The organism is Winogradskyella vidalii, assembly GCF_013403955.1.
GTDB classification, from domain to species: domain Bacteria; phylum Bacteroidota; class Bacteroidia; order Flavobacteriales; family Flavobacteriaceae; genus Winogradskyella; species Winogradskyella vidalii.
Map to the genome: position 1 here is coordinate 948258 of NZ_JABFDG010000001.1, position 18680 is coordinate 966937.

The 18680-nt window shown below is 34.6% G+C and carries 15 protein-coding genes; 6 read left to right on the forward strand and 9 right to left on the reverse strand.

What is annotated here, in order from left to right; genetic code table 11:
* The first annotated feature begins 123 nt into the window (after positions 1-123).
* Positions 124-1245: a M23 family metallopeptidase gene (locus HM982_RS03905; RefSeq protein ID WP_179351802.1), complete on the forward strand. Its 1122-nt coding sequence runs from the start codon at positions 124-126 to the stop codon at positions 1243-1245.
* Positions 1246-1315: 70 nt separating this feature from the next.
* Here the strand turns inward: HM982_RS03905 and HM982_RS03910 are convergent, their stop codons facing one another.
* Genes HM982_RS03910 through HM982_RS03940 form a run of 7 tightly spaced genes read right to left on the reverse strand, consistent with a single transcriptional unit; the run spans position 1316 to position 8064 of the window.
* Positions 1316-2329, reverse strand: coding sequence for an NAD(P)/FAD-dependent oxidoreductase (locus tag HM982_RS03910; protein WP_179351803.1), 1014 nt, complete (start codon positions 2327-2329; stop codon positions 1316-1318).
* A gap of 6 nt (positions 2330-2335) precedes the next feature.
* Entirely contained in the window at positions 2336-3001 is a 666-nt protein-coding gene (folE, locus tag HM982_RS03915; RefSeq protein ID WP_179351804.1) for a GTP cyclohydrolase I FolE, read from the reverse strand.
* Positions 3002-3011: 10 nt separating this feature from the next.
* Positions 3012-3362 carry a MerC domain-containing protein gene (locus HM982_RS03920; protein ID WP_179351805.1) on the reverse strand — a complete coding sequence of 117 codons (351 nt, stop codon included), beginning with the start codon at positions 3360-3362 and terminating at the stop codon, positions 3012-3014.
* Between the two features lie 45 nt (positions 3363-3407).
* Positions 3408-4634: a GTP-binding protein gene (locus tag HM982_RS03925; RefSeq protein WP_218849758.1), complete on the reverse strand. Its 1227-nt coding sequence runs from the start codon at positions 4632-4634 to the stop codon at positions 3408-3410.
* Positions 4627-5946 (reverse strand): hypothetical protein, encoded by a 1320-nt coding sequence (locus tag HM982_RS03930; RefSeq protein ID WP_179351806.1) that lies wholly within the window; start codon positions 5944-5946, stop codon positions 4627-4629. The genes HM982_RS03925 and HM982_RS03930 overlap by 8 nt, the downstream gene beginning before the upstream one ends.
* Positions 5943-7352 carry an ABC transporter permease gene (locus HM982_RS03935; RefSeq protein WP_179351807.1) on the reverse strand — a complete coding sequence of 470 codons (1410 nt, stop codon included), beginning with the start codon at positions 7350-7352 and terminating at the stop codon, positions 5943-5945. The genes HM982_RS03930 and HM982_RS03935 overlap by 4 nt, the downstream gene beginning before the upstream one ends.
* Before the next feature lie 10 nt (positions 7353-7362).
* Positions 7363-8064 (reverse strand): ABC transporter ATP-binding protein, encoded by a 702-nt coding sequence (locus HM982_RS03940; RefSeq protein WP_179351808.1) that lies wholly within the window; start codon positions 8062-8064, stop codon positions 7363-7365.
* A gap of 81 nt (positions 8065-8145) precedes the next feature.
* On the opposite strand from HM982_RS03940, the gene HM982_RS03945 reads away from it, so the two are divergent.
* Positions 8146-8526, forward strand: coding sequence for a Fur family transcriptional regulator (locus HM982_RS03945; protein ID WP_179351809.1), 381 nt, complete (start codon positions 8146-8148; stop codon positions 8524-8526).
* Between the two features lie 112 nt (positions 8527-8638).
* Here HM982_RS03945 and HM982_RS03950 read toward each other — a convergent pair whose 3' ends face one another.
* Positions 8639-9289: a peroxiredoxin-like family protein gene (locus HM982_RS03950; RefSeq protein WP_179351810.1), complete on the reverse strand. Its 651-nt coding sequence runs from the start codon at positions 9287-9289 to the stop codon at positions 8639-8641.
* 130 nt (positions 9290-9419) lie between these two features.
* Positions 9420-11900, reverse strand: a complete 2481-nt coding sequence (locus HM982_RS03955) for a M14 metallopeptidase family protein (protein ID WP_179351811.1) — start codon at positions 11898-11900, stop codon at positions 9420-9422.
* A 116-nt stretch (positions 11901-12016) separates the two neighbouring features.
* Here HM982_RS03955 and bshC point away from each other — a divergent pair, with 116 nt between their 5' ends.
* The 4 genes from bshC (at position 12017) to HM982_RS03975 (ending at position 18665) form a co-directional block, all read left to right on the forward strand.
* Positions 12017-13624, forward strand: a complete 1608-nt coding sequence (gene bshC, locus HM982_RS03960; protein ID WP_179351812.1) for a bacillithiol biosynthesis cysteine-adding enzyme BshC — start codon at positions 12017-12019, stop codon at positions 13622-13624.
* A 3-nt stretch (positions 13625-13627) separates the two neighbouring features.
* Entirely contained in the window at positions 13628-14998 is a 1371-nt protein-coding gene (locus tag HM982_RS03965; RefSeq protein WP_179351813.1) for a pyridoxal phosphate-dependent decarboxylase family protein, read from the forward strand.
* A gap of 130 nt (positions 14999-15128) precedes the next feature.
* Positions 15129-16664 carry a glutamine-hydrolyzing GMP synthase gene (guaA, locus tag HM982_RS03970; RefSeq protein ID WP_179351814.1) on the forward strand — a complete coding sequence of 512 codons (1536 nt, stop codon included), beginning with the start codon at positions 15129-15131 and terminating at the stop codon, positions 16662-16664.
* A gap of 93 nt (positions 16665-16757) precedes the next feature.
* Complete coding sequence (locus tag HM982_RS03975) at positions 16758-18665, forward strand: LysM peptidoglycan-binding domain-containing protein (protein ID WP_179351815.1); 1908 nt, start codon at positions 16758-16760, stop codon at positions 18663-18665.
* Positions 18666-18680: the final 15 nt, after the last annotated feature.

Below are 18680 nucleotides of genomic sequence, written 5' to 3' on the forward strand. Positions count from 1 at the left end.
AGTCATTCAAGATCTTTTTTTAGGTTTTAAGTTGATGTATTTTAATCTAAATGATTATGTATGGCTCTTATTTTAGGCTTTTTATAACAGTTTATGGTATAATATATGTGTATAATATTAACTATGAAACCACACTTAAGTCTACTCTTCTTTTTTTTGATTTTAGCTTCATGTAAACAAGTACAAAACGTAACTGATGCGATTACTAACCCTTCCGCAAGGACAATTTTTGAACGTGATTTAAAAGTTGATGATAGCTTATTTCAAAATTATAACGACATCTATTTTAATGCTAAAAACAATAAGCTTCAACTAGAATTACCGTCCGTAGTTCAATCCAATTCCGATACGGTAGATTTTAATGTTCTAGCTTATACATTAGATTTACAACGAGGAGAACGTTTTAAAGTTGAATCTAACATAGCTGCGGATAGTCTACAATTAATGATGGATGTATTCGCTGTTGAAAATGATTCTATAGTGTCAGAAAAACCGTTGGTTTCTAATGACCCAGACTCCAATCATTTAGAATTTAACGTGACTAAAACAGGGCAGTACAAAGTTGTTGTTTTTCCAAACAATAGTCATGTGTCCGACTTTGGATTAACCTTTTTTACGGAGCCAACGTTAGCGTTTCCTGTCAGTGGTAAAGACAATAGAGCGATTCAAAGTTTTTGGGGAGCTTCTAGAGGCGGTGGCAGTCGTTCGCATGAAGGGATTGATATTTTTGCACCGCGAGGAACACCTGTTGTTGCTGCTACCGATGGTTTTATTTCAAGCACAGGAAATCGAGGATTAGGAGGGAAGCAAGTTTGGCTTCGCGATGGCGTTTTTGGCCAGTCCTTATACTATGCGCATTTAGATAGTATTGCGGTTTCTGGAGGTAGGCGTGTTAAGCTCGGTGATACTTTGGGCTTTGTTGGTAATACAGGGAATGCCAAAACAACGAGCCCGCACTTACATTTTGGAATATACACCAGTACTGGTGCTGTAGATCCTTTACCTTATGTAAAAATGTTGACGCCTATTATTTATGAAGAAATAGCTTTAGCTTCAAAAGGTAAAACACAGTTGAGAACAAATGAACTTAGAGTAGGCGCTAATGTTAAAACTCAAAAACTTCAAGACTTAGAGCCTAAAACTTCACTTAAAATTTTAGGAAAAACGAAACGCTGGTTCCATGTGCAGGTCAATGATACTTTACAAGGTTTTATGCATGAATCTTTGGTAAGTGAAATTCAATAGGTCTTATTTTTAAAATCTGTTGACTTTTTTATTCCGTAATTTGATAATTGTGTTTCAGAAGAGAACTTCCTTAAAATTCTTTAACAGTCATTTCATTGTTGACCATGGCACCAGCAACAGTTCCTGCAGCAACGGCGTGAGAAACGGCACGGAAAGGGCTTGCATTGTCGCCACAAGCAAATACATTTTCTGCCGTAGTTTTTTGAAACATATCTACTTTTATATGCCCTTGTTCTGTGAATTCACAGCCCAATTGTTCTGGGATGTCAGTATGTTGTTTAAATGCTGGTCTCGCATAAATGGCTTTAAGTTGAAAGGTGGATTGGTCGGTGAAAACGATGTCTTTTAGATGACCATCTTTGTGATTTAAAGCACTAATTTCTTTTTCAATAATTTGAATATTATGCGTCTTAATTTTCTCGGTTTGTTGTGGGGTTAAAGTTGATTTTCCATTGGTAAATATGGTAAGCTTTTTGGTCCAATTGATAATGAGTTGCGCATAATGAAATGCAATATCACCATTAGCTAGAATGCCTGTTTGCTCATGCTTAACTTCATAGCCATGACAGTATGGGCAATGTATAACTGAAATGCCCCAACATTCAGAAAATCCTTTTATGTTTAGCATTATATCCTTTACACCAGTAGCAAAAATGAGTTTTTTTGCTCTAAATTTAGTATTGTTCTGCGTTGTTATTTCAAATCCTTCAGGTGTTTTCTGAGCACTTGTAGCAAATCCATTATGGAATTTAACTGTAGCGTATTGCTCTACTTGTAATTTGGCACTTGTGGCAATTTCGTTTGGTGTTTTACCATCTTGTGTTATAAAATTATGGGAATGCGGTGTCTGACTATTGCAGGGTTTGCCGCTATCTATTATTAATACTTCTCTTAAAGCTCTACCTAGAGTCATTCCTGCTGAAAGCCCTGAATAGCTTCCTCCAATTATAATTATTTCAAATGTGTTTTTAGCTGTCATAGGGTCTAATTTTGAAAATTTAAGTAAAGGAAAAGGCAATGCTAATGCCGTCAATGTAAAACTGCTTTGTTTAATAAATGTTCGCCGTGTTAATTTGCTTTTCATTTTTATTTATTGAGCGATTATGCTTAAAAATTCATTTCGAATTTCGGGTTCTGAAAAGCGGCCACCATACTCATAAGTTGTCGTGAAACTACTTTGGTCTTTTATGCCTCTTGAAGAAACGCAAAGGTGTTTGGCTGTTACAGAAACAATAACATCTTTAGTGTCTAATGCTTCTTGTAAATCATTTAAAACTTGAAGCACTAAACGTTCCTGTACCTGTGGTCGTCGTGCATAATAATCTACTAAACGATTAATTTTAGATAACCCAATAACTTTATCTTTAGGGATATATGCTACATTGGCATGTCCTACAATGGGAAGAAAATGATGTTCGCAAGCAGAATCGATGGTGATATTCTGCTCCACCAACATTTTTTTGTAGCCATATTTATTTTCAAAGGTGGAAAGTTTAGGTTTATTCTCAGGATTCAACCCGTAAAAGAGTTCCTTTACATACATTTTTGCTACGCGATATGGTGTGCCCGATAAGCTATCATCTGTTAAATCTAATCCCATTTCATGCATTATCATTTTGAAATGATGTTGAATGTTCATTATTTTTTCCTCATCAGATTTTTCAAAGGCATCTGCGCGTAATGGTGTTTTTATACTTGAAGAAAAATGATGGTCGCCTTCTATTTCAATTTGATTTTTAGTTAAATGCTTTTCCATAATTTCTTTATTATTTGTTGCAATACCGCATATTATATAAATGCCCAAGAATAATTAAACCTGAAAAAAGAAACATCGTGTATGCAAAAACTTCGGCTTGGTTTTCTAATAGCATGGACATAAAAAAGCCTATAAAAGCAAGCCATAAAAAGATGCTAATAGGTTTTAAAAAACGACCGTTGGTGGCTTTATATATGGAAACAAAAGCAATGGCAATAAATAAGTAAGCTATAATAGGATTGCTTATAAATCCCATACCTAAGCTGAGTAATGCAGGCACAGCCAAACAATGTATAATGCATAAAATAGCACTAATTGCTCCTAATTTATCTGCCCAATATATTTTTTTTGTTTGAATCATTTTGTTTGTAATTTTTTATTCTAAGTGTTTTAATTTTAACTATCCTTAAACTCCTAAAGGATAGGCTCTTTCTATAGGCCAATTATCTTGAAATCCTTTTTCCCAATCTATAGACTCAAGTTCTGCTGCAGTTAGTAGGCAACTTTCTAATTGTTTTCTAATTAATGATTCGTCTAAATCTTGACCAATAAAGACAATTTCATTTTTTCTATCTCCAAATACGCTGTGCCAATCAGCTTCAATAATTTGTTGGTTTTCAAGAAATGGAATTTGCTCTATCCGCTCTTGAAATGTCATGCTGCTCCACCAAACGCCTGCACTGTCTGCTCTAAGCGATCCACCAGCTTGTCCCCAAACCAATGCTTGGTCTGGTCTAGAGGCTATCCAAAACAATCCTTTACTTCGTAATATGTTTTGAGGAAATTGGTGCTGCGCATACTTCCAAAAACGCTCTGGATGAAAGGGTCTTTTGGTTTTAAAAACAAATGAGCCAATACCGTATTCTTCCGTTTCTGGTGTGTGTGCGTCTTTAGTGAGTTCTTCAATCCAACCAGCACTTTCTTCGGCGTCTTCAAAATTGAAGAGTTTGGTATTTAAAATTTCACTTGGATTCACTTTACTGAAAGAAGATTCTATAATTTTAGCAGTAGGATTTAACTTCTGAATCGTAGCTTTTAAAATGCCTAAATGTTCTTTTGAAACTAAATCGGTCTTGTTAAGTATAATGACGTTACAAAACTCAATTTGATCGGTCAATAAATTTACAATGGTTCTAAAATCATTATCTATATCTGTAAGTTCGCGATCTACTAAACGTTCTGGACTTCCGAAATCCTTAAAGAAATTAAAGGCGTCTACTACAGTAACCATCGTGTCTACATAGCTAAATCTAGATAAATCTATATTGTTTTCTTCATCAATAAACGAGAAGGTTTGTGCCACAGGAACGGGTTCGCTGATACCTGTACTTTCAATGAGTAAATAATCGAAACGGTTTTCTTTGGCTAGTCGTTCTACCTCAATCATTAAATCTTCTCTAAGTGTGCAACAGATACAACCATTACTCATTTCTACGAGCGTTTCTTCGGTTCTAGATAAGGTGTTCTCGCTTTTTACCAAATTGGCGTCAACATTAACTTCGCTCATGTCATTGACAATAACGGCAACTTTTAGGCCTTCTTTATTGTGTAAAATATGATTTAATAATGTGGTTTTGCCAGCGCCTAAAAAGCCGCTCAATACCGTTACAGGTAGCTTCTCTATATTATTCATTATTTGAAAGTGTTGCGTTGTATTCCAAGTATTTTTCTTTATCGACTTCTATAGTATTCCAGACATCAAAAACCAAGATTTTATTACGCTTATCTACGCTTTTTTGAATGGTATTACGATAGGTTTCGTAATCATTATAATGTGTGTTGGTGAGTTGATTTAGTTTATTTTGAAAATAGGTTATAGGGTTGAACCAGTAGGTTTTTGAAATCAATTTATTTTTTAATTTGTTTTCTTCCTCAATATTTTGGGTTGCATTTTTCATTTCAACATTAATCAAAGCATCTGAAGAAAGACCTCTTATTCCGCTAACCCTAATATTTTCTTTAGCAACTTTGGTGTCTTTCAAATTGGGATATAATTCAAAAAGTTGTGCGTCAATTTGGTCAATCGACTGTGCATTTATCTCACTCTTAGTATCTCTACTCACATCAATAAGATCCACCATTAAATTGGTTGGTTTTTCAATTGTAATCCATTGTTGTACCGTCGCAGGAATTATAAATGCAAAGAGTAACCATATGCCAATCATTTGCAAGGTGTTGGAAACGGTATTTTTACCGTATTTAAGAATTAGAAAGTAAATAACAATCCAAAAGAAAAGGTATAGCGTAATCCAAAGAAAGATATTTCCGAATATGTTGGCTGAGTCAAAAACATTGGTAAGCATAGCACCATAAAGCATTAACCCAAATAAAACCAATAAAAGAAGTATAGCGTAAAACGCAGTTCTCGATACAATCCACCAATTCTTTGCACCTGTTTGTACAAATACCAGTGGTAAAAAACCGTGTTCTGCTTCTTGACCTTTAATATTGTAAAGCAAGACGAGTAATAAAAGTGGTAATAGAAATAAAATAACGAATGAAAAATCTAAAGTACCAGATTGGATACGTTCAGGGTTAGCAATTTCCTTCGTCATATCGGCATCATAAGGGCTGCTTGAGGTGCCGATAACTTTATAAAACCCGTATTGTTCGGTTTGTCCAATATTATAAACAATAGCTGGCGATGGTTTTTTTAAATGATACGTTGGTGTATGCCAAAGCGCCCAAAACGTTGATGTAACATCAATCCAAGGTCTATTTTCTGGCCCTTTTTGATTATTCTCAAAATAAGAAATCGTAGTTTCTATTTTGGTTTTCGCTTCATTATTTATCCTTTCAATTTCTGCATTTTGTTTTTCATACAAATCAGCACCATTGTGTAAGCCATAGAGGCTTGCAATTATAAAAAGTAATACGGCTACAATTTTAAAAGGGCTACCTGTAAAATGTTTCCATTCGTATAAAAATATTGTTAAACTTCTCATACCATTTTTAGTTTTTTAGTTCCAAGAACAATAAGTGCTACGACTAAAATTGTCCATAAAAACAATAAGACAACATCTAGTATATAATTGGAAATGACTGCTGAAATTTCAGTTGGTTTATAATCAAAATCAGGAACCGATTTAAAAAAAGCATTGTCTATTTTCCAGCCCCAATCACCAGTTTTTGAACCACCATAGATTTGCTTGTCATTTAGCATTTTAATGAAGACTCTTCGGTAATTTTCTACTTGTAATAAAAATTCTTGATGGTGTAAATTGTCGCTAGCCATAAATCCCATACTTGTGTTTTGTAGTGAAATAAAAGGATTAACAATACCACCTAATTGAAAACTTTGTTTCTGTTTTTTTAGTACTGAGCGGTTGTTGCCAAAATGCTTGTCCCATACGCTATTACCATAATCTTCATCAGCTTGCATTCGCATACCATCAAAGTTTATAGGAAGTTGCGATACGCTATCTACACCGTATTCTTTAAGTACTTTTTCTTTTAACGCTAAACTTCTTTTATCTGTAGGATTGTGACCATCTAGACCTTTTGAGCGGTCTTCTTTCATGGCGGTTTGAAATTCATTTCGACTAGGAAGTTTATGCCATTTCTCAACAGAACTCATTAAAATATTTGGTAGAAATATGGTCCAGATAATCCAAATACCTAACATAGAAGTCAGCGCAAGTGTTGCATTTTGCCATCGTGAAGAGAAAAACACCGTAAGACCACTAATAATAAAATAGTATAGGCAATAGGATATAAAGAATAATCCTGTTCTCGCTAAAATATCGGTAGTTAAACTTTGAACATTTAGTATCCCATAAACGAAAAGTATAAAAATTAATAATAGCACACCATACAACCATACGGCAAGTGTTTTGGATAAAATAATTTGTAAAGGTTTGGCACCTTGAAGCACCAATAATTTAAGGCGTCCACTTTGTTTTTCATTACTAACGGTATTGAATGCTAAAAAAACTAATAATAAAGGAACAATATATTGTAATAAGAGGGATGGTTTTAATTTTCCAAATCGAGATACGGCTTGCATTTGGGAAGCTTCTGAATGCACGATTTCATTTTGTACATGGCCTTCAACGCGAAGTACATTTCCTGTAACACTGTTAACCCCTTCATCGAGATTGCTTAATAAATTGGTAGGTTTAAAAATGAAAGTGCCATAATGTGCTGCACTATGTGGATTCATTTCATCAATGCTTACCCATTGTTGACGTACATGGTTTTTGGCATTTTGATGCGTTTGCTCTTGTTTTTGGGTTTGGTAATTCCCCAGAAAAATAGAGAGTAACATAATGGCAATAAAGGCAATGCTTATCCCTAAAAAGATGCGACTACGAACTAAGAATTGCCATTCGTTTTTTATAATTTGAAACATACGATTGGAATTAGTTTTGCATAAATTGTAAGTACAATGTCTCTAGTTCGTTAGCGCTTACATCTTTGCTGTTAAGTTCTTTTACTAGAATGCCTTTTTTTAAGATACCGATACGATTACAGACTTCGCGTACACGAAAAATATCGTGTGATGCCATCAAAATAGTTGCACCTTCTGAAGCGAGTTTTTGAAGTAGTAGTGATAGTTCATTACTTGCTAATGGGTCTAAACCACTTGCAGGTTCATCTAGCAAATAGACTTTTGCTTTTTTAGCATAAGCAATAGCAATACCTACTTTTTGTCGCATGCCTTTAGAATAACCACTCACTTTTTTATGGTGCGCATCATTTGCTAAGCCACAGGTGCTTAAGTAATCTTCTAGCTCTTTTTTAGAATATTTTAACCCTGCAAGTTTGCAGAAATAATCTAAATTTTCTAAGCCAGATAAATAGGGGTAGAGATTGACATTCTCGGGAATATAGCCAATAAGCTTTCTTGTTTCTTGGGCATTTTGACTCGTGTCTATAGCGTTTATAGATACTTTTCCTGAATCGGGTTTTAAAAAGCCCAATAACATATTAATTGTTGTTGACTTACCTGCTCCATTAGCACCTAAAAGACCTAGAATATCCCCTTTTTTAATCTCTAAATTTAAGTTTTGAACAGCTAAATCACCTTTAAATGACTTACTAACATCTTGTATTTGTATCATAAAATTGTTATTAATGCAACTGAGTCGCAAAACTAGAAGATTAATTTTGTAATTGCAACTTAATTGCATTAAATTTGTTTTATGGGAATTATTAGAAAAACAAAAGCTGTAACAACAGTGTTACAAATTTTTGAAGAAAAAAATGAAGCGCAATCCGTTGTACACCTTATTGAGCTTGTGAAAGATAAGATGAATAAAACAACAGTGTATCGTATTTTAGACCGGCTTGAAGCAGATGGCATTATTCATTCCTTTAATGGGAAAGATGGTTTAAAATGGTATGCGAAGTGTAAGGGTTGTTCTGCTGAACATCATACAGATAAACATCCACATTTTCAGTGTACGGAATGTGATAAGGTGGAGTGTTTATCTATTGACATTAAAATTCCGACAATAAAAAATCATAAAGTAGAGTCTACAGATATTTTATTAACAGGACGTTGTGAGGTTTGTAGTATATAAGTATTGGTTTAAATCTTATACCATCGACTCATTATTTATGATGACTCTATGATTGAGTTATAAGACAAAACCTTAAAGTTCTTTTTAATTATTAATTTAGTGTAAGCACAGCCTAACTAAGCTTTTTAAGCGCATCAATAATTTCATCTGGTTCAGACCGTGTTCTGTAATCTACATTAACGTAATTCCATTTTACTAAACCATCAGTTCCGACAATAAATGTGGCAGGAATTGGTAAAACGTTGGCATTACCATTATTAATTTTCTTTAAATCGAGTCCACGATCTACGCGCATATGCTCCATTAAAAATTCAGGAACTTCCCAAGCCACACCATACTGTGAAGCTATCTTTGCGTCTTGGTCAGATAGCACTGTAAATGCCATGGTGTTGATTTCATTTTCAGTTAGGGAATCATCAGGCACTTCTGGACTAATAGCAACTAAAGTCGCACCTAAATCTTCAATATCACTTAGTTTCGCTTGCAATGCTCTTAATTGTAAGTTGCAATATGGACACCAGCTACCACGATAAAAAGCGACTACAACAGGGCCTTTTTTTAGTAAACCAGACAATGAAATGAGTTGTCCTTTTGGGTTTGGTAATTCAAAATCGATTGCCTTATCTCCAATTTTTAAGGCATCTTTTCCTTCTTCAAAAGCTTTAGCTTTCTCTATAACAGCATCAACACCTTGCATAAATTCAGGTTTTGCGTTTCGCCCTGCTGCAATTTTAGCGTCGGTTTGTTCTTTTAGTGTTTTCATAGTATGTGTTAATGGAGTGTAGTTTTATACAAAATTAGATGTTATACAGGTTTCAAAATGAGACCTACAAAAATCAATTTAGATATGATTTAATAAACTAACACTTGTTTTTAAATTCGTTTTAATGGCTTTATAATTCGTAAGCGTTGTTATTCACAAAGAAAACAGCATTTACTAAAAATAGCTTCCCATTTTCCCAGAAATTTCTAAAAAGTGGATTGTCTACCATATAAATAAAACTACCACTTCCCATACGTTCCTCTCCAAAAACTAAAGTTTGTTTTAGTGTTTTTAAAGCATCTTGTCCTGCAAATCCAGAATAGACCTTATTATCATTTAGATAAGTAATATTATAACCATTATCTAACAAACTGTAGGCTTTGTTTCCAAGTTTTAAAGTGAAATAATTAGTGTCATAGCCAAAAGCCATAGGGTGGGTGTTATCTACTTTTGTGTTGAAAATAGCGCCTGTAATTAGGTTGTTGCTGTATTCTCGTTCCCGACTAGCATAAGCTGTAAGATTGACTTTAGTTTCAGGGGCTTCAACTTCTTTTTCTTTAAGACTGAATCCATCTTTATCAGCAAAATTCCGCAAAGCACCATCAATAGCAATCACTTTGCCGCCAGAACGCACCCAGGTTTTAAGTTTTGTCATATTACTTTCGTCAAACACATTCCTGTAATTGCCATTTGGAAGAATAAGAACACTATAATTGTCTAAATTGGTTCTGCTTAAATTAGCTGTATTAATAGAGGTCAAAGGATAGCCCAATTGCTGTTCAAAGAAATGCCAAATTTCACCATAGCTCAAAGACGAAGTACCTTCACCAGACAGTACGGCAACCTTATGTTTGTTTACTAATTTAATGTCTGGCGAACCGATATCTGGTACGGTTTGTGAAAAACCAGAGTCGATTTCCGTTAAGTGTTGTGCGTGTTTTTGTGCAATGGTATTTAATTTTGAAACCATTTCCTCAATATGTTTATTATCACCTTTAGTAATGATTAAAGAACCGCGGTCAAATGTTTTGTCGTTAGAAGAAAAAGGTTTTTCATTAAAACGAACTTTAAAGTCTTGCTTTAATAATTCAGCTAAAAACTTAGCATCCTTCATAGCGTTCCATTTACTAACATAACCATAAGTGTCGCTTAATGTTTTAAGTGCTGCACGACCTATAAGTGGTGAACTTTCTACTTTTTTTGTGCTGGCAATGGCATCTAAACCATACGCATAAGGCAAGGACCAAGCTGTAATATCGTATGTTAAAGAGTCTGAAAGTTTAGCATTAGGTTCAAAAAGTACTTTTACCATTTTGCCTTTGGATTGGTTGGTGTGTATCACCATCGCTTTACCATCTACATTCATACTTCCTTCTTTTCCTGTGCCGTAATTATAACCAGAAACTTTAGAGCCTGTTGGGTTTTCAAAAGTAATTTGATGTTTGTTTAGCAAGGTTTTTAAACTATTCAATTTATCCTCATGTCCCGAAACCACATAACTTTTATACTTTAAGTCAGAATTATTAAAGAATTTACCAAACTCAGCGTTTAATTGTTTTGCGTTTTTAGACGCCATTTCAACTGTTGAGATTCCTGCTGTGGTATGATGTGTTAAACGTTCGACTAAGGTCAATACATGAGCTTCATCATTTAAAATACCTAAGCCAGCTCTACCGTGACCTGCTTGTTCGTATGTCATACCCATGGCGCCCATAAAAGTAGGGTAGGTGTCTCCGTAACTCGGATAAAACAAATCGAAACGTTCTCTAGTGAAAAACAACCAGCCTTCAGCATCAAAATATTTAGCATGATTTTGTCCAATTTCAGTTTGAAAATCACGTTGCCAATCCGTAATGATATCATGAAACGGTTCTGCAGCAGGCGCAAAATAGTACGGCTCATTAATGCCTTGTTCATGAAAATCAACATGCACATGCGGCATCCATTGATTATAAACTTTTAGGCGTTGTTGGGTTTCTACTTGTGTGGCCCAAACCCAATCCCTGTTAAGGTCAAATAAGTAGTGGTTTGGTCGTCCGCCTGGCCAAGGTTCATGGTGCTCACTAGCTTGTGTATCTGTATCGTAAGGTGTGCTTTTAGTTTCATTATACCAATTTACATATCGATCACGACCATCTGGATTCACAGAAGGATCCATAATGACAACGGTGTTTTTGAGTAAGTCTTGGTGTTCAGTAAGTAATTTATATAAGGTTAACATCGCAGCTTCAGAACTCGATGCCTCATTGCCATGTACGTTATAACTCAACCAAACAATAGCAATTTCATTCGCTGTAGATACACCTTCTAATAACCCCGTGTTTTTTAAATTATTTTCACGGATAGCGTTGAGGTTTTTTATATTGTCTTCACTAGACACATAAGCCAAATGTAAACCTCTACGTTCATTGGTTGTTCCGTATTGTTCTAGTTTTATTTGATTTGGAACTTGCTGCTGAACGGCTTTAAAGTAAGCTATAATTTGATGATTACGGCTAAACTGCGTGCCAATATCGTAGCCTAGAAACTCACTTGGCGATTGAATATTTTGGGCTAATACCAAGGTTGTGCTACAGAAAAGTGTAAACAGCGCTAAAAATAATTTTTGCATTAAATAAATTGTTTTGGTTGAAAGCTAGTAAAGATAGTTAGGCAAACTGAATTAACTAAAAATTAGCAGATAAAAAATAGAAGTGCAGTATATTTATGCCCTAATAAAAGATTTGTATGCCAACTGACTGTATTCCGTTTAGGGAAACCAACTATTTTTCCGACTTTATTTGCGATTATCTTGATGAAAAAGAAGCGTTAAAAGGCTTCTACCATCACTTTCCAAAGTTAGAAAATTTTAAAGCTCAAATTGAAGAGAAAAAATCGAATATCAAATGCCACCATGAGCACAGTCGGAAGGTTTTGGTTGATACATTAGAATCACAGTACAACAACCTTAAAACCTCAGAATTAACAGCTGTAAATATTGAGAGTTTAAATTCTGAAAACACATTTACAATTACCACAGGTCACCAGTTGAATTTATTTACAGGACCACTTTATTTTCTGTATAAAATTATTTCAACCATCAATCTTACCAAACAATTAAAAGCAACTTATCCCGACTATAATTTTGTGCCTATCTATTGGATGGCTTCCGAAGATCACGATTTTGAAGAAATCAATTATTTCAATTTTAAAGGTAAAAAAATACAGTGGAATTCTGAGCAAACAGGTGCTGTTGGTCATTTTAATACCCAAGGATTAGATGATGTTTTTGAAGTTATATCAGCTGAGTTTGGACCAGGAAAAAATGCAGAACAATTAAAAATTTGGTTTAAAGAGGCTTACCTCAATCACGATAACCTAGCAGATGCTACGCGTTATTTAGCCAATGAATTATTTGGAAAACAAGGTTTGGTTGTTTTAGATGCCGATGATAAAGCATTGAAACGTTTGTTTATTCCTCAGATGAAAAAAGAACTCTTGGAGCAAACGGCTTTTAAAAAGGTTACAGAAACCAACTCAAAGCTTGAAGAATTAGGGTTGAAAATTCAAGTAAATCCAAGAGAAATAAATCTGTTCTATATTAAAGATGGATTGAGAGAACGTATTATAGAAGAAGACGGTGTGTTTTCAGTTTTAGAAACAGATTTACGCTGGGATAAAAGTGAATTACTAAGTCATCTTGAAGAATTTCCTGAACGGTTTTCACCAAACGTCATTATGCGCCCCTTGTATCAAGAAGTCATTCTACCTAACCTTTGTTATATAGGAGGAGGTGGAGAGATGATTTATTGGTTACAATTAAAATCTAACTTTGAAGCGCAAAAAGTTACTTTTCCAATATTATTGCTTCGTAATTCAGCCTTGATAAAATCTGAAAAACAAGCGGCTAAATTAACTCGTCTAGATATTTCTAACAACGACTTATTTTTAGACCGTCATACTTATATTAATAAAAGAGTTCGAAAAATTTCGAATATAGATGTTGATTTTTCAGCACAAATTCAACATTTAGAATCGCAATTTAAAGCCCTTTATGATTTAGCAGAACAAACCGATAAATCATTTTTAGGTGCTGTAAAAGCACAAGAAGTAAAGCAAACAAAAGGTTTAAAACATCTTGAAAAACGTTTGTTAAAAGCGCAAAAAGTAAAGCTAGCCGATGAGATAGAACGTTGCACAGCATTACAAGAAGACTTATTCCCTAGTCAAAGTTTACAAGAACGAAACACTAATTTTTCGGAGTTGTATTTAGAATATGGCGACCAACTTATACCCGAAATAACACAAGCCTTAGAACCACTTAAAGGCGAATTTTTAATATTAAATTTAAAATAATTAATGCATCACATTGATATTGATTTGATTGAGATGACTTTAGATGTCATGAAATATGTCATCGGAAGAGTCTCTGAAACTGAACATCAAATAGGAAAACCAAGAAAGTCTGAAGATTTAAAAGCCTTAGTCGGTGATACCGTAACACCAAAAGGTGTTGGTGGCGAGTACGCCTTTAATTTATGGAAACAGCATTTAGCTAAGGCTAATGTTCCTGTAGATCACCCAAGAAATTTAGCTTTTGTGCCAGCATCACCAACAAAAGCGGCAATAATGTTCGATTTAATAACATCGGCATCAAGTATTCATGGTGCGTATTGGATGGAAGGTGCCGGCGGAATCTTTTGTGAAAATGAGGCGATGAGCTGGATTGTCTCGCTAACAGGTTTGCCAGAAGGCGCTTTTGGGGTGTTTACAAGTGGAGGAACCGCTGCAAATTTATCTGCTATTGTTACTGCAAGAGAACATTGGCGAGAAAACCCAGAATTTAATCGCGAAAAGGGCTTGATTATTACCTCAATGGGGGCACATTCATCTGTAAAAGCAATGGCGAAAGTTGCGGATGTAGATATCATTTTAGTCGACTCTGAAGAGCATTTAACAGGAGAGGCACTTTTAGAAACTATTGCTACGCTAACAGAACATCAACGTAAATGTTTGTTTGCTGTCGTTGCTACAGGCGGAACTACAAATGCAGGTATTATTGACGATTTAGAAAGTGTTGCTAAAGTTTGTGAGGAGGAAAACTTATGGTTTCATATCGATGCTGCTTATGGAGGAGGTGCTTTGGTAGCTGATTCCGTTCGTCATTTGTTTAAGGGTATAGAAAAAGCAGATAGTATTACGATTGATCCTCATAAATGGATGTTTTCACCTTATGACTGTGGTGCTGTAATTTATAAAAACATGGAATTGGCTAAAAATGCCCATTCACAACAAGGTTCTTATCTAGAAATTTTTAAAGATGAAGGCGCTCACGGGTTTAATCCAACAGATTATCAAATTCAATTAACAAGACGTGTTAGAGGTTTGCCATTGTGGTTTTCATTGGCGACACATGGTACGGATCGTTATAAAGAAGCTGTAGAACGCGGTTTAGAATTAGCTCAAATTGCAGGTCGTTTAATTGAAGCGCACCCTAACTTAGAATTGGTAAGAGAGCCAAGTTTATCTTGTGTTTTATATAGAAGAATAGGATGGGAGCCTGAAGATTACACCCACTGGACCTATGAAAATCACAATAAAGGATTTGCTCTAGTCACACCAACTAAATGGAAAAATGGAGATACTTATGAAACCTGTTCACGCTTTTGTTTTATAAATCCAGATACTACAGAACGCGATATAGAACTAATTTTAGCGTCTATGGAATAATTAGCTAAAAATTTTCAAAAATCATTTAAATACAAGCATTCATAATATGTGATTATTTTTTATGTTAAAATTTAATTCAAAAAAATGTCAATCATAAATCTTAATTCGTAAATCCTTACTATTTTTGCGCATGCAACACAACAAAGTCCTAATATTAGATTTCGGTTCGCAATACACTCAGCTTATTGCGCGTCGCGTTAGAGAATTAAACATCTACTGCGAAATTCATCCATACAATAAAATACCTTCAGATTCAGAGAGCTTTAAAGCAGTAATTCTATCTGGTAGCCCAAATTCCGTTAGAGGAGAAGCTGTGCTTCACCCTAATTTAGAGGAGATTCGAGGTAAAAAACCAATGCTAGCCGTTTGTTATGGTGCGCAATATTTAGCCCATTTTTCAGGTGGTAAAGTAGCGGAATCTAGTACAAGAGAGTACGGTAGAGCTAATCTGAGTTTTATTAAGTCTGATGAAGATTTTTTTGAAAACATACATACTGGTAGCCAAGTTTGGATGAGTCATAGTGATACCATTAAGAGTTTACCAACAGGAGGTGTGTTATTAGCAAGTACTGCAGATGTAGAAAATGCCGCTTATAAAATTGAAGGCGAACAGACTTACGCTATTCAATTTCATCCTGAAGTGTACCACAGTACGGATGGTTATCAGCTCTTACATAATTTTTTAATTAAAATAGCTGAGGTAGAACAAGACTGGACACCACAATCTTTTGTTGAAGAAACCGTTGACGAATTAAAAGAAAAACTTGGAAATGACAAAGTTGTTCTTGGCTTATCTGGCGGTGTAGATTCTTCTGTTGCAGCCATGTTATTACACAAAGCTATAGGTAAAAACCTCTATTGTATTTTTGTAAATAATGGCTTGTTACGAAAAAATGAGTTCGAAGATGTATTGACGCAATACGAAGGCATGGGATTAAACGTTAAAGGTGTAGATGCTTCGGCACGCTTTTTGGATGCTTTAAAAGGGTTGACGGATCCCGAGTTGAAAAGAAAGGCCATTGGAGCGGCGTTTATTGACGTTTTTGATGATGAAGCCAATTTAATAAAAGATGTAAAATGGTTGGCGCAAGGCACCATTTATCCTGATGTTATAGAAAGTGTTTCAGCAACAGGCGGACCAAGTGCCACTATAAAAAGTCACCATAATGTTGGTGGATTACCAGATTTTATGAAGCTAAAAGTGGTAGAGCCGCTTAAAGCTTTATTTAAAGATGAAGTGAGACGTGTTGGTGCTTCCATGAATATGGATAAACTGTTATTAGGGCGTCACCCTTTTCCAGGACCAGGATTGGCAATTCGAATTCTTGGAGATATAACAGCTGAAAAAGTACGTATATTACAGGAAGTTGATTTTATATTTATCAATAACCTGCGTTCTTGGAATCTATATGACAAAGTATGGCAAGCAGGTGCGATGTTATTACCAGTTAATAGTGTTGGCGTAATGGGAGATGAACGTACTTACGAAAAATGCGTGGCTTTAAGAGCTGTAGAAAGTACAGATGGAATGACTGCAGATTGGGTAAATTTACCTTATGAGTTTTTACAAAAAACGTCAAACGAAATTATAAACAAAGTAAAAGGGGTAAATAGAGTTGTTTACGATATCAGCTCAAAACCACCAGCTACTATTGAGTGGGAATAATTTGAATTTGTAATTATAGTTCCCGTTTATCGTTATTAAATAAAAACTGATTGCTTAGTTCGTCAAAGTACAGTTTATAGTAAAATAGAATACATGAAAAATATCTTAACCGTTATATTAATTGCTTTTACGATTGGTTTAAGTGCTCAAAATTATATTGAACATACGGTAGAACCCGGAGAAACAATACAGACGATTGCTAAAAAATACTTAGTAACACCTTCTGATATTTATGCGCTCAACCCTGATGCAAAACGTAAATTTCAACCCAATACGGTACTGATTATACCAAACTCAAAAGTTAAAAATGATGCTATTGAAGCAGATAAACGTGAACTAATTAACTATAAAACTCATAAAGTAAAACGTAAAGAAACACTCTTTGGTTTAAGTAAAAAGTATAATGTATCAGAGGAAGAAATAAAAAAAGCAAATCGTTTTTTGTATTCTGAAAATTTAAAGCGTGGTGATAAAATTAGAATCCCTCAATATAAAACGATAGTTTCTAAACAGACCTTAACTAATACGGTAAAAACTTATACCGTTCAACCAAAAGATGGTAAGTGGGGCATTGCTTATAAATTTGGAATTACAGTAGCTGAATTAGATGCATTAAATCCATTTATGAATGAAGTGATTCAACCTGGAGACGAACTTAATGTGCCTAATATAGAAAACAATGAAGAGAAGGCTATTGATCCTAAGTTTGGTTATTACGAGGTATTACCTAAAGAAGGGTTTTATAGATTAAAAATCAAACTCAACCTTACTCAAGAGCAATTAGAACAATTAAATCCGGAGTTAAAAGAGACAGGTTTAAAAGCAGGAATGATTTTAAGAGTGCCTGAAGGTGTTGAGGTAGAAGGTAGTTATAATGCTTACGCAATTACCAATTTAGAAAACAACTTAACCAATTTTAAAACTAAAAAATTGGCTTTAATGTTGCCTTATCAACTGCATAGAATAGATGTTAGCTCTGTAGAAGAAGCAAAAGATCAGATTAAGAATAGTAGACGTTTGGCTGCAGTTTTAGAATTTCATATTGGCGTGCAGATGGCATTAGATTCGGCAAAACAATTAGGAATTTCAACAGACTTAAAGGTTTTTGATACACGTTACCATGTTTCTCAGACCAGTGACATTTTAGCGGAAAATGACTTCTCGGATTATGATGCCGTTATTGGGCCAATGGAAGGTGACAGTTTTAATCGTGTCGCTTTAGCGCTAAAAGCAGATAATGTACCTGTTATTGCAGCGATGAACAAGCCAAAAGAAGTTTATAGTAATGTTTTTCAAACCGTTCCAGAAAATGAATTGTTACGAAAAGCAATGATTGATTATGTTAAAGCTGATAGCTTAAAAACTAAAGTGGTTATTGTTTCAGATCATGCCCATAGAGCAACAAGTAAAGCAATACAAGATGCATTTCCTAATTCTAAACTCATGCTTACGAATAAGGATAAAAAAGATAAAACTAAGGATGCTTATTTTGTTTATCATTCTGAGTTACAACGCATGTTTTCATCTGGTAAAACCTATGTGTTTTTAGAAACTAATAACAATGCTTTTGTATCTAGTGTAGTTAGCATGTTAAATGGTTTTAGGTCTAAGGAAAAAGAAATTATACTAGCAACAACCGATAAAAATAAGGCATTTGAAGGTAAGGATATTGAAAACAGTAATCTTTCAAATCTTAAATTTCATTACCCTTCAGTAAACAAAGATTTTGATGAAACAAAAGCCAATGGTTTTGTAGAAGCTTACCGAGAAAATTATGGCGTTTCACCAAGCCGATATGCATCTCGTGGTTTTGATATTACTTTAGATATTTTAATGCGTCTAGCTTCAGCTGAAAATTTGTTTGAAGCTTCAACCGATGCTATAGAAACACAATACATAGAAAATAAATTTAGGTACAAAAAATCACTTTTTGGCGGTTATGTAAATCAAGCCATTTATGTAGTAAAATACGAGGACCTAAGAATTGTTGAAGCAAAGTAAATTACTTCTTAAAGC